Below are 12,943 nucleotides of genomic sequence, written 5' to 3'. Positions count from 1 at the left end.
CGCCATGGCCGTCGAGACACCCATCGCCACATCGGGGAGCCCACCGGGCCGACCCCGGCGTCGGGGGCGACCGAGCCGCTTCGGCTCGGAGACCTTCGCCGCCTGGCTGTTTCTCACGCCGAGTTTCGTCGGCTTTCTGATCTTCACGGCCGGCCCCGTGGTGGCCGCCGGCGTGATCTCACTGCTGCACTGGAACCTCTTCAGCCCGCCCACCTTCGCGGGCCTTACGAACTACACCCGGCTCGGCCCCGATCCGACGTTCTGGGCGGCGCTCGGCAACACGGCCTATTTCACCCTGGTCAGCGTCCCGTTGACGATGGTGGTCAGCCTGTCGTTGGCGCTGCTGCTCAACCACGGGCTGCGCCGGATGGCGATCTTCCGTTCGCTGTTGCTGCTGCCCTACGCGACCATCACGGTGGCCGTGGCCTTTGTCTGGATCTGGCTCTACATCCCGCACGACGGCCTGATGAACAGCGTGCTGGGCCTGGTCGGCATCGACGGGCCCGCCTGGCTGATCTCGGACACCTGGGCCATGCCCTCGCTGATCCTGATGAGTGTCTGGAAGAGCTTCGGCTTCGGGATGGTGATCTTCCTGGCCGGCCTCCAGGCCATTCCCCAACAGCTGTACGAGGCCGCCAAGGTGGACGGCACGACCGCCTGGGGATCGTTCCGCAATGTGACGCTCCCGCTGCTGTCGCCCTCGATGTTCTTTGTGATCGTCACCTCGGTGATCGGCTCGTTCCAGGTCTTCGACCAGGCGCTGGTGATGACCAACGGCGGGCCGGGATCCAGCACCACCACGCTCGTCATGTACATCTATCAGTCCGGATTCCAGAACTACGAACAGGGCTATGCCGCCGCCCAGTCCCTGGTGCTGTTCGCCTTTATCGCCCTGATCACCGGGATCCAGTTCCTCTTCCAGCGGAGGCTGGTGCACTATGACATCTGACGCCCCGCCGCTGGTCGGGCCGCGTCGTGCGGCGCCCGCGCCGGCGCCCCGCCCGGTGCCGACCCGCCAGCTGGTCCGACGCAAGCTACTGGTCTTCGCCTGCTTCGTGGTCACCGGCATCACGCTGCTGCCGATCGTGATGATGGTGCTGGTGGCGTTCCAGTCGGACGCCGAGTCCATGGCCGCCCAGCCGTCGTTCTGGCCCAGCACCTGGCACTGGGAGAACATCGGCCGCACCTTCGACCTGGTCCCCATGGGCCGCTATCTCCTCAACACCATTTTCTTCGCCGGCGGCACCGCGCTGCTGGAGACCGTCACCGCCGCGCTGGCCGCCTACGCCTTCGCGCGGCTCAACTTCCCGGGCCGCAACGCCATCTTCGGCGTCTATCTGGCCACCCTGATGATCCCGGCCCAGGTCACCCTGATCCCGCAGTTCATCATCGTGGCCAAGATGCACGGTGTGGACACCTGGCCGGGCATGATCCTGCCGCACGCGTTCACCGCGCTGGGCGTCTTCCTGCTCCGGCAGTTCTTCCTCGGCATCCCCAGGGACTACGAGGAGGCCGCCCGGCTCGACGGCGCCAACCGTTGGCAGGTGTTCCTCCGGGTGATCATCCCGCTGGCGGTGCCGGCCATCGCGACGCTCTTCGTCTTCAAGTTCATCAGTCAGTGGAACAACCTGCTCTGGCCGCTGGTGATCTCCAACAGCGACGCCACCAGGACCGCCTCCGTCGGACTCCAGGTGTTCCAGGACACCAACGGCACCCAGTGGAACCTGCTGTTGATGGCCGCCACCCTCACCACCATCCCGCTGATCGTGCTCTTCTTCCTCACCCAACGCTGGTTCGTCCGAGGCATCACCATGAGCGGGCTCGGAGGCCGCTGAACCCATGTCATTCCACTGGTCGGTCTTCACCAAGCCCTGGCTGTCCCTGCCCGCCGAGGAGTTGGGCCCGCTGGTCGCCGGGCTCGGCTTCACCGGCGCCGAGATCCCCGTCCGGGACGGCGCCCGTCTCACCCCCGCCGACGCCGAGCGCACCCTGCCCGCCTTCGCCCGCAGGATGCGCGCCGACGGCGTCGAAGTGATCAGCGTCGCAAGCGAGTTGACGGAGCCCGTCTTCGCCGCCTGCGCCGCGGCCGAGGTCCCGCTGATCCGGATCATGGCCGAACTGGGCCCCGACGGCTATGCCGCCTCCGTCACCAGAAACCGCGAACGGCTCGCCGCCGCCGCGCCGTTGGCCGAACGCTATGGCGTCGCGGTGGGCGTCCAGCCGCACCACGGGCGCTATGTCTCCACCACCCTGGGCGTGCTCGACCTGTTGGAGGGGCTGCCGGCCGGGCACTTCCGACTGGTCTGGGACGCCGCGCACGACGCGCTGGCCGGCGACGACCCCCGGGTCACCCTGCCGCTGGCCGCCGACCGGCTGGCCATCGTCAACCTCAAGAACGCCCACTACACCCCGGTGGAGCAGCCGTCGGGCGCGGTGGGCGGCGACTGGCGCACCTGGTTCGTCCAGGCGCCCGACGGGCTCGCCGACTGGTCGGCGGCGCTCGGCACCCTGACCGAGCTGGGCTGGTCGGGCCCGGTCTGCCTCTCCGGGCAGTACAGCGAGCCGGACGCCCCGGTGGCCGAGCTGCTGGCCACCGACCTCGACTGGGCCAGAAAGGCGGCCGCCACCGGCTGACCGTCCGGCGGAATCCCTCGGCCCGGCCGCGCCGCCAGCCGGCCGGGCCGGAGGGGCGGCGCGGGTCGTCGATCCCTGAGACGCTGCGAACCCGGGGAGGCTCCGCGCCCCGAGACCGACCGAGGAAGGCAAGGCGATGTGGGCATGAACGACACCCCGACCCCGCACACCCTGGTGATGGTGCCCCCGCACGCGGCGGCCACCGCCGACTGGCCGCGCCGGCTGGCCGACGAGGTCCCCGGGCTGCGCGTGCTCCGCCCCGAGACCGAGGAGGAGACGGCCGAGGCGCTGGCCGAAGCGGACGCCGCCTATGGGGCGCTGCCGCCCCAACTCCTGTCGCACGCGACCCGGTTGCGCTGGCTCCAGGCACCCCAGGCCGGACCGCCGCCCGGCTTCTACCACCCGGACCTGGTGGCCCACCCGGCCCAGGTGACCAATATGCGCGACACCTATACCGACCATGTCGCCGTCCACACCCTGGCCCTGGTCCTCGCCCTGGCCCGGGACCTGCCCGGCTATGTCCGCGCCCAGTCGGCCGCCGTCTGGGCGCCGAACTGGGACGCCGCCGCCGTCTGGCCACCGGCCGACGCCACCGCCCTGATCGTCGGCACCGGCGCGGTGGGCGCCGAGGTGGGCCGGCTGCTGGCGGCGCTCGGCTGCCGGGTGGTCGGCGTCGACGCGCGGCTGACCGAGCCGCCGCCGGGGTTCGCCGCGCTGCACCCGGCCGAGGCGTTGGACGCCCGGCTGCCCGAGGCGGACCTCGTCGTCCTCACCCTGCCGCACACCCCCCGCACCGAGGGCCTGCTGGACGCCCGCCGGCTGGCCCTGCTGCGGCCCGGGGCCCTTCTGGTCAACGTGGGACGCGGACCGATCCTCCGGCTGGACGCCCTGGTCGAGGCGCTGGACGCGGGCCGGCCGCGGGCCGCCGCGCTCGATGTCTTCGAGACCGAACCCCTCCCCGCCGACCACCCCCTCTGGCGCCACCCCCGCGCCCTCCTCACCCCCCATGTCGCCGGCGCGGGCCCACACGCGGACGAACGACGCTTCACCGTCCTCCGCGACAACGCCCGCCGCTTCGTCCGGGGCGCCGAGCTGATCAATGTCGTCGACAAGTCCGAGTGGTTCTGAACTCCGCCCGCCGCCAGGGCCCTTGCGTGTGGGCGTCCGGTGGCAGGTCCTCGCGGGTGTGATTCGACGGAACGGGCAACTCCCGGCAGGATGCGCCGTGCAGCCGTGGGGGCGGCAGTCCCCCGGCAACGCGGGTGCTCGACCGGCACCGGCGGGGGAACGCACGATGGGGACCGCATGATCCACGGCAGTACCACCACGCTCAGAAAACGGGAGTGCCTACGGGAGACCGTCGCACACGCGCTGCGCACCGCCATCATCTCCGGCGAGATGGCGCCGGGCACGGTGTACTCGGCGCCGGCCCTCGGGGGGCGGTTCGGGGTGTCGGCCACCCCGGTCCGGGAGGCCATGCTCGACCTGGTGCGCGAGGGCATGGTGACCTCGCTGCCCAACCGGGGGTTCCGGGTCACCGAGGTGTCGCAGGCCGATCTTGAACACATCACCGAACTACGGCTGTTGATCGAGCCGGTGACCGTCCGGCGGGTGGTGCCGCTGATCCCGCGCGAGGACCTTCCCACGCTGCGCGCGCTGGCGGCGCGGACCGTTGAGACCGCGGCGCGCGGCGATCTGCTGGACTACGCGGAGGCTGACCGGGACTTCCACCTGGAGCTGCTGCGCTACGCGGGGAACCCGAGGATCGTCGAGACCGTCTCCCAACTCCGCTTACAGACACGGCTGCACGCGCTCGCGCCGCTGGCCAGGCGCGGCCTGCTGCGCACCTCGGCCGAGGAGCACCTCGCCCTGCTCGACTTCGTCGCGCGCGGCGACCAGCGCGGCGCGTTCACGCTGATGAACCGTCATATCGCGCGCCAGCAACACGACCGGAGCTGACCGACCCCGGGGAACAGGACGGGCCCGCCGCACCGGACGGTGCGGCGGGCCCGCCGCTCGGGCTCAACCCAGCGTGGCGATGGCCTCGTTGAACGTCTTCGACGGACGCATCACGGCCGCCGCCTTGGCGGCGTCCGGCAGGTAGTAGCCGCCGATGTCGGCCGGCGAGCCCTGCACGGCGGCCAGCTCGGAGACGATCGTCTCCTCCTGCTCGCCCAGGGTCTTCGCCAGCGAACCGAAGGCCCCGGCCAGGGCCGTGTCCTCGGTCTGACCGGCCAGCTCCCTGGCCCAGTACAGCGCCAGATAGAAGTGGCTGCCCCGGTTGTCGATGCCGCCCAGGCGACGGCTGGGCGACTTGTCCTCGTTGAGGAACGTGGCGGTCGCCCGGTCCAGCGTGTCGGCCAGGATCTGGGCCCGCGCGTTGCCCGTCCGCTGGGCCAGGTGCTCGAAGCTGACCGCGAGGGCCAGGAACTCGCCCAGGCTGTCCCAGCGCAGGTAGTTCTCCTTGACCAGCTGCTGCACATGCTTGGGCGCCGAGCCGCCGGCGCCCGTCTCGAAGAGGCCGCCACCGTTGATCAGCGGGACCACGGAGAGCATCTTGGCGCTGGTGCCCAGCTCCAGGATCGGGAACAGGTCGGTCAGATAGTCCCGCAGCACATTGCCCGTGACGGAGATGGTGTCCTCGCCCCGGCGGATCCGCTCCAGGGAGAGCGCGATGGCGTCCACCGGCGCCAGGATCTCGATCCGCAGCCCGTCCGTGTCGTGCTCGGGCAGGTAGGCGCGGACCTTCTCGATCAGGCTGGCGTCGTGCGCGCGGTTCTCGTCCAGCCAGAAGACCGCCGGATCGCCGGTGGCGCGGGCGCGGTTGACGGCCAGCTTGATCCAGTCGCGGACCGGAACGTCCTTCGTCTGGCACATCCGCCAGATGTCACCGGCGCTGACCGCGTGTTCGAGCACCACCGCGCCGGAGCCGTCGACGACCCGCACCGTGCCGTCGGCCGGGATCTCGAAGGTCTTGTCGTGGCTGCCGTACTCCTCGGCCTTCTGCGCCATCAGGCCGACGTTGGGCACCGAGCCCATCGTCGACGGGTCGAAGGCGCCGTTGGCGCGGCAGTCGTCGATGACCACCTGGTAGATACCGGCGTAGCTGCTGTCCGGGATGACGGCCAGGGTGTCGGCCTCCGCCCCGTCCGGGCCCCACATATGGCCGGAGGTGCGGATCATCGCCGGCATCGAGGCGTCCACGATGACATCGCTGGGGACATGCAGGTTGGTGATGCCCCGGTCGGAGTCCACCATGGCCAGCTCGGGCCCGTCGGCCAGCTCGGCGTCGAAGGACGCCTTGATCTCGGCGCCCTGCGGGTGGCTCTCCAGCCCCTTGAGGATGCTGCCGAGGCCGTCGTTGGGGCTGAGCCCGGCGGCGGCCAGGGTCTCGCCGTGGGCGGCGAAGGTCTTCGGGAAGAAGGCGCGCACCACATGACCGAAGATGATCGGGTCGGAGACCTTCATCATGGTGGCCTTGAGGTGCACCGAGAACAGCACGCCCTCGGCCTTGGCGCGGGTGATCTGCGCGGCCAGGAACTCCCGCAGCGCCGCGACCCGCAGCACCGAGGCGTCCACGATCTCGCCCTCCAGCACCGGTACCGACTCGCGCAGCACCGTGGTGGAGCCGTCCGCGGCCGCCAGCTCGATCCGCAGCGAGGTCGCGGCGGGGATGATCGCCGAACGCTCGCTGGTGCGGAAGTCGTCGGCGGTCATATGCGCCACATTGGTCTTGGAGTCGGCCGACCAGGCGCCCATCCGGTGCGGATGGGTCTTGGCGTAGTTCTTGACCGAGGCGGGGGCGCGACGGTCCGAGTTGCCCTCGCGCAGCACCGGGTTGACGGCGCTGCCCTTGACCTTGTCGTAGCGGGCGCGTGCCTCCCGCTCCTCGTCGGTGCGCGGCTCGTCCGGGTAGTCCGGCAGGTCGTAGCCGCGCTCCCGCAGCTCGGCGATGGCCGCCTTGAGCTGGGGGATGGACGCCGAGATGTTCGGCAGCTTGATGATGTTCGCCTCTGGGGTCCCGGCCAGCGCGCCCAGCTCGGCGAGGGCGTCCTCGATGCGCTGCCCCTCGTCGAGCCGTTCGGGGAAGCTGGCGATGATCCGGCCCGCCAGCGAGATGTCACGGATCTCCACACGGACCCCGGCGGTCGCGGCATAGGCCTCGACCACCGGCAACAGGGAATACGTCGCCAGGGCGGGGGCCTCGTCGGTCTGTGTGTAGATGACGGTCGACTCAGTCACCGGATGCTCCACTCCACGTCTGCAACATTGCTTGACATCAAGATATCCCGTGTCGGCCCAGGACTCGACAGCCGCTCCCCACGGGGCGCTGTCCTGACGTTCCTCGGCGCGCTATCCGTGGGTGGTGGTGAACGCCGCCCAGGTGAACGGGGCGTCCGCAAGATCCCCGTGCCGGCGCCAGCGGACGGCCCGTTCGCGCTGCCAGTCGTTGAGCGCGACCACCGGATCGGGCGCCTCCTGCGCCGCGTCGACGGCGATCACGGCCGGCGGCACCACCGTGGTGTCCGGCCCCACCCCGGCCGCGAAATGCCGCACCCCCTCGTCGGTCGGCAGCGTCCAGCGGGTCGACACCACATACTCGGCGCCGGTGTGGATCGCCGCCGCCACCAGCCCGGTCGGCTCGGCGAACCGCACCTCGCCGCCGCTCTCGCAGGCCACCAGCGCCACCCGGTTGGGCATCCGCCACGGCCTGGGATCGTCCGGGCGGTGGCCCAGCACCAGATCGGCCGCCGTCAGCGGCCGATGCCCGCCGAGCGGCGCCGCCCGACCGGTGCTGTCCGTGCCACAGCCCAGATGGAGCCGCGCGTCCAGGCCGTGGTCGGCCGTGGTCACATGCCCCACATAGAGAAACCGGGACGCCTCGGCCAGCAGCGGCTCCAGCACGTCCCTGGTCAGCCCGGCGCGGCGGAACGCGTCCGACGCGGAGCCGGCCGGGGCGGCGGGCCGCAGCCGATCGCCCAGCCGCGCCACCATCGCGGCCAGCGGCGAGTCCGCGTCGACCGGGCCCAACACCGAGCCGAGGCTGGTGTGTTCGGCGAACCCGGGCACCCGTGGGTCAAGCGCGGCGACCACCGTCCCCGCCGGCCGCCACGGGGAGATCCGACGCTCGGGGGAGTGCCGCACCGTGGCGGGCGGCAGCGTGGACACGTCCAGCAGCTCGACCATCCGCTTCTCCTCGTCGACCCGCAGCGCCTCCCAGGGCACCTGGCCGGTCGAGGGGGACGGCTGGACGCGCAGCCGGGGGCGGACGCCGCGCTCCAGCAGCAGCTCCAGCTCGGCGCCCAGCGGATACGGGATCAGCGCGGTGGTCAGCCGACGCAGCAGGTCGCTCTCCCGTTCCACATCCACCAGCGGGCCCCTGGTCAGCGCCCTGGTCAGCGCCTGCTCGATGGTCTCGCCCGGCAGCGGGGTGGGCAGCGCGCGGGCCAGCTCGTCCAACACCCCGGCCACCTCGCTCCGTTCGAAGAGCATGATCCGGGGATGGTCGGGGGCGTGCTCCCACCGCCAGGTGAGATAGAGGTCGCCCGCGTCCACGTACTTCAGCTGCACCGTGGGTTGGAACCCCTGGACCGTGCCGTCCAGATCCGCCACCACGCTGAGGTCGAGCGGGGGCTTGGCCGACTTTCGCACCGTTGTTCTCCTCTTTCCGGTCCGCACCCCGGTGCGGTTCTCGTCCCGTCGGCCAGCTGTTTTCGGCCACTGTTCGGCGGTTGCCCGCAGGCGTCCCCGCCTCACCAGGCGGGCAGTCGGTCCGCCGAGCGGATGGGGCGGCCGTAGCGCTCCTCGCCGGCCTCGATCCAGATGTCGAGCAGCGTCTCCTCGGTGTCGAAGATCCGCAGCCGGGGCGGCAACGCGAAACGCGGCGACTCGAACGCGTCCGAACCGGCCTCGCCCCCCGTCCAGAGCATCGAGGCGGCGAACGTTCCGGCGCCCACCTCGGCCGGGGCGGGGAACGGCTCGGGCACGAGAGCCCCCGTCGCGTTGCCCAGCAGCTCCCTGACGTCGTCGGCGAGGGGGCGCGGCGCCCGGTCGGCGTCCAGGGTGCTGGACGCCGCCAGGTTCTCGACGAATTCCAGGGCGAGTCGGGTCTGCCCCAGCTTCGCCAGGATCCGCAGCGTCACCGTGGCGGCGGGCCCCGCGATCTCCCGGGACCACCGCTCCCTGGTCGGTCCCGGCGGGAAACCGTGCCGCATCGCGTCGGCGGCCAACGCCGCCGGCATCGCCAGATTGAGCGCGGCCCACAGCCGACGCTCCCGCTCCTTGCGGCGCACCGCGAACCGCAGCGTCTCCAGCACCACCCGGGCCCGCCTGATGTCGATCCGGGCCGCCTGATGCAACCAACCCGCGTCGACACAGTGCGCCCGCGCGGCCAGATAATGGGCCTCGGCCAGCCGGAAACGCAGCGCGCAGATGGCGATATCGCCCGCCAACAGCTGGCACTCGATCAACGTGGACACCTCGCCGACCCGCTCCAGCGAGGCCGCGCACGCCCGCAGGATCCTTCTGGCCCGCAGCGGCCGGCCGCGCCGGAACGCCACCAGCGCCTCACCGAACCGGGCGCCGGCGGCCTGGTGTTCCACGCCGAGCCCCGAGTACGCCCGACCCGCCCGCTGGAACCGCCGCTCGGCCTCCGCGAGCCGGCCTTCCCCCAACGCCTCCCGGCCCAGGTTCTCCTCCGACAGCGCCAATGCCGCCGGGTCGCCGGTCAGTTGATGGAACTCCCTGGCCTGCCGCAGATGCTCCCTGGCCCTGGCCCGGTCGCCCGAACGGTGGGCCAACAGCGCCAGGTTGTTGTGCGCGTGCCCCGCCAACCGGGGCTCCTGCTCCACCGCCAGCCGCAGGGCCCGCCGAATCTCGGCCTCCGCCTCCGCATAGCGCTCCAGGCCGATCAGCACACAGCCCCTGGTGTTGCGCAGATGGAATTCGAGCAGCGCGGCATGGCCCGTATAGGGCCCGGTGGAGAGACCGGCGGCCCGGTCGCAGTCGGCCAGCGCCTCCTCGAACCGGCCCGGCACCTGCAGCGCCTGCGCCCGGTTGATCAACACGCTGACCAGCACGGCGCTGGTGGAACGTGCGTCGCCCAGCAGCTCAAGGGCCGCCTCGCCGGCCTCCAGCGCCTCCTCGGCCAGCCGAAGCCCCTCGGCCACCTCGCCCCGGCCGTCGGCCAGCGCGGCGAGATTGCCCAACGCGCGGGCTCGCAGATCCAGCCCCTCCCCGTCCACATCGGGCACCCGGGTGGCCCGCAGCGCCCGCTCCAGGATCGGCACCGCGCCCTTCCGGCCGCGTTCCTGCCGCAGCATGGCCTCGTTGACCTGCTTGGCGTGCTCGGCCCACCGGGGACCGTAGGGCACCCCCGAGCGGACGCCGAGCACCGCCTCCAGCTCGGCCTCCGTCGACAACTCGTCGCCGCGCGACGGCAGTTCGGGACGTTCGCTCACCAGGCACGCACCACCCCGGCCGAGCGCACCGCGAATCCGTAGCGCTCCTCGGCCCGTTCGATCCACGGCTCAAGCGGCGACGGCACCTCCGCCGCCACCCGCACCCGGGGCGGCAGCGCCAGCCGGGGCGCGGGGAACGCCGGGTCCCCCGTCGTCACCAGGCCGAGCCCGGCGGCCGCATAGGAGAGCTGGTCGTCGGTGAGCGGCGCGGGCGTCGGCAGCGGCACCGTCAGCACATCGGGGGGCGCGACGGTCGGGACGCGCGCGGCCGGCCCGTCCAGGCGCAGCGAAACGGTCGCCGCGAGATGGTCAAGCAGCGCGACACCGAGCGGCGCGTCCCCCAGACTCCGGATGGCGAGCAGCGCCGCCCGAGTGGCCGGCGCGGCGGCCATCGCCACCCAACGCTCCCGGGCGCCGCCCGGCGCGAAGAACTGACGCGCCGCCTCGGCGGCCAGCGCCGCCGGCACCGCCAGGTCCAGCGCGGTGTCCAGCAACGGGGCACGCCGGGCATCGTCCGGCAGATCCGCCGCCCAGTTGATCAGCGACTGGGCCCGCCACCAGTCGACCGTCAGCGCCAGATGCCAACCGTAGTGTTCCTGCCCGAGGCGACGGGCGGTCAACAGACAGCGCTCCGCCTCCGCATGGTTCTCCAACGCGGCATGGGCACTGCCCGCCACCTGGTGGAAGGCGATCTCCACCAGCGGCGTCCTGGTCTCGCCCCATTCGGCGTGCGACTGCTCCAGCAGCGCCAGCGCCTCCTCGGGCCGACCGCTGGACACCGCCACCGCGGCCTGCCCGTGCCGGCAGGCCGCCCGCACCTGGGCGGCGCCCGCCGCCGGCAACAGCGCCTCCGCCCGGTCATAGTGCCGCCGCGCCTCCTCGGGACGCCCCGCCAGATACTCCAGGCGGCCCAGGCTCACCAGGGCCGCCACCTGCCCCTCGGTCTCGTCGAGCGCCGCGAACAGCTCCCCGGCCAACCGCAGTCGGGTCGCGCTGGTCTCGTAGTCGCCGATGGTGCTGGCATGTTCGGCCAACATCACATGCACCCGGGCCGCCAACCACGGCGCGTGCTCCTGCGCCAGCGCCAGCGCACGCCGGCCCTCGTCGTCCGCCTCCGCGAACCGGCCGCTCGCCATCAACAGCGAGGCCCGCAACAACCGCCACCACACCTCGGCGGTCGGCCGACCGTCCCCGAGCGACGGCAACAACGCCTCGATGCGCCCCAACTCCTCCAACCCCTCGCCCAACCGCCCGAGTTCACGCAACATGGCGGCCCGCAACTGCCGCGCCTGCACCAGGGCTGCCGCCTGCGGCAGGGCGTGCGCCTGCGGCAGCGCCCCGCCACGACCGCGACCTGCGTCGCTGTGGCCTGCGGCGCTTTGGCCGGCGGCCTCGTCCGGCGCGCCCTGGCCGGCTGGGTTGCCGGCGGCGCTTTGGTCCGGGATCTTGGCCACGGCGGCGTCGCCCGGTGCGCCCCGGCCTGCGGCGTCCTGGCCGGGGACGTTGCTCACGGCGGCGTTGCCGACGGCATTTCGGCCGGGGACGCCGCCCGTGCCGCCTTGGCCGGGGGGCATGGCCACGGTGGTGTTGTCCGGTGTGCCTTGGCCTGCGGGGCCTTGTCCCGTGGTGTTGCGCACGGTGGCCTGGCCGGGTGTGTTGCCTGCGGCGCTTTGGCCGTTGGTGTCTTGGCCGGCGAGGTCCCGCTGGGACGTTGGGTCCGGAACATCGTCCACGGTGGGGTTGCCGACCGTGTCCTGGGTCGGTGGTGTGGTGTGGCCGGCGGCAGGGTTGAGGGAGGTGTGTACCTCGAACAGGGATGTCAGGGCCTTGTCGGTGAGGGCCAGGGCCGTTGTCGCGTCGCCCTGGGAGGAGGCGATGCCGGCGCGGTTCATCTGTATGTTGGCGCGGCAGACCAGGGCGTCCAGGCCGCCGCCCACCGCCCAGGTGGCACGTTCCGCGAACGCGAACAGGGAGTCGGCGTCGGCGAGTTGGGCGGCGGCTACCTGCCGTATCCCCTCCAGGTTCAGGGACACGGCCCGGCGCCAGCGTGGGCCCAGCGGCCAGGGGGTCAGCTCGGCATGGGTGCCGGGCGCCAGCACGGCGGGATCGGGCACGCCGTCGTCCGCGCCCACCGTCACCATGCCGTCCACCGCCCCCAGCTCCTCGGCCGCCTGCGACGGGTCCTCCGCGATCCGGCGGAACTCCTCGGCGGCCTCGGGGTTGTCGCAGGCCAGCGCGATCTGGGCCAGGTTGGCGCAGGGGTAGGCGGCCAGCTCCGGGCGGAACGCCAGGGCGATGTCCAGCGCGATCAGCGCCTCCTGTTCCGCCTCGGCCAGCTCGCCGGTGACCATGTACAGCACCGAGCGCGCGCCATGCAGCGAGTACGCCAACAACTCGCCCGGCTCCGGCAGTTGGTCGGCGATGGCGAAGGCCCGGTCCAGGTCGGCGCCGGCCGCCGTGTGGCGGTCGGTCGAGATCAGCAACTGGGCGCGACCGATCAGCGAGTTGACCAGGGTGGCCGGGGCGCCGTCGTAGTCGCCCAGGTCGGCGCACAGCTCCACCGACTCGCTGATCAGCCGCTCCGCCTCGGCCGGATCGCCCAACGCCTCGGCCAGTCCCGAGGCGTTGGTGGCGGTGGCGGCCCGGTGCAGCAGGCCCTCCTCGTCCACGTCCGGGACCTGGGTCTCGGCATAGGCGGCCGCCAACGGCCCCCGGGCTTCGTCCAGTTGACCGGCGCGCAGCCGCAGCGTGCCCTCGTTGTGCAGATCGCGCCAGCGGTGCCAGCGCGGCGAAGCGGGCCGTACCCCCGGCAGGCCCGCCGGCTCCTCGTCCTCGTCGGCCATGCCGAT

Annotated in this window: 9 protein-coding genes; 5 read left to right on the top strand and 4 right to left on the bottom strand. The window is 72.5% G+C overall.

Annotated features, from left to right (window positions below):
- Positions 1-4 precede the first annotated feature (4 nt).
- From AOM46_RS20015 to AOM46_RS19995, 5 genes are all read left to right on the top strand, one after another.
- Positions 5-949, top strand: a complete 945-nt coding sequence (locus tag AOM46_RS20015) for a carbohydrate ABC transporter permease (protein WP_062213966.1) — start codon at positions 5-7, stop codon at positions 947-949.
- Complete coding sequence (locus AOM46_RS20010; protein WP_062213964.1) at positions 939-1,835, top strand: carbohydrate ABC transporter permease; 897 nt, start codon at positions 939-941, stop codon at positions 1,833-1,835. Before AOM46_RS20015 ends, AOM46_RS20010 begins: the two co-directional genes overlap by 11 nt.
- A 4-nt stretch (positions 1,836-1,839) precedes the next feature.
- Complete coding sequence (locus AOM46_RS20005) at positions 1,840-2,634, top strand: sugar phosphate isomerase/epimerase (protein ID WP_062213962.1); 795 nt, start codon at positions 1,840-1,842, stop codon at positions 2,632-2,634.
- 144 nt (positions 2,635-2,778) lie between these two features.
- A complete protein-coding gene (locus AOM46_RS20000) occupies positions 2,779-3,762 on the top strand; it encodes a D-2-hydroxyacid dehydrogenase (protein ID WP_062213960.1) in 984 nt (327 codons plus the stop codon).
- Between the two features lie 177 nt (positions 3,763-3,939).
- On the top strand, positions 3,940-4,593 hold the full coding sequence (locus tag AOM46_RS19995; protein ID WP_062213958.1) for a GntR family transcriptional regulator: 654 nt from the start codon (positions 3,940-3,942) through the stop codon (positions 4,591-4,593).
- 63 nt (positions 4,594-4,656) lie between these two features.
- Here AOM46_RS19995 and AOM46_RS19990 read toward each other — a convergent pair whose 3' ends face one another.
- The 4 genes from AOM46_RS19990 to AOM46_RS19975 form a co-directional block, all read right to left on the bottom strand.
- Positions 4,657-6,876, bottom strand: a complete 2,220-nt coding sequence (locus tag AOM46_RS19990) for an NADP-dependent isocitrate dehydrogenase (protein ID WP_062214363.1) — start codon at positions 6,874-6,876, stop codon at positions 4,657-4,659.
- 111 nt (positions 6,877-6,987) lie between these two features.
- Positions 6,988-8,286, bottom strand: coding sequence for a CHAT domain-containing protein (locus tag AOM46_RS19985; RefSeq protein WP_062213956.1), 1,299 nt, complete (start codon positions 8,284-8,286; stop codon positions 6,988-6,990).
- A 101-nt stretch (positions 8,287-8,387) separates the two neighbouring features.
- Complete coding sequence (locus AOM46_RS19980) at positions 8,388-10,094, bottom strand: hypothetical protein (RefSeq protein ID WP_062213954.1); 1,707 nt, start codon at positions 10,092-10,094, stop codon at positions 8,388-8,390.
- Positions 10,091-12,937, bottom strand: coding sequence for a tetratricopeptide repeat protein (locus AOM46_RS19975; RefSeq protein ID WP_062213952.1), 2,847 nt, complete (start codon positions 12,935-12,937; stop codon positions 10,091-10,093). Before AOM46_RS19975 ends, AOM46_RS19980 begins: the two co-directional genes overlap by 4 nt.
- Between the last annotated feature and the right edge of the window lie 6 nt (positions 12,938-12,943).

It is taken from the genome of Streptomyces sp. NBRC 109706 (assembly GCF_000974485.1).
GTDB lineage: Bacteria > Actinomycetota > Actinomycetes > Streptomycetales > Streptomycetaceae > Streptomyces.
The sequence above is the reverse complement of the archived record's forward strand: the minus strand, read 5'-3'. Positions and strand labels throughout refer to the sequence as shown.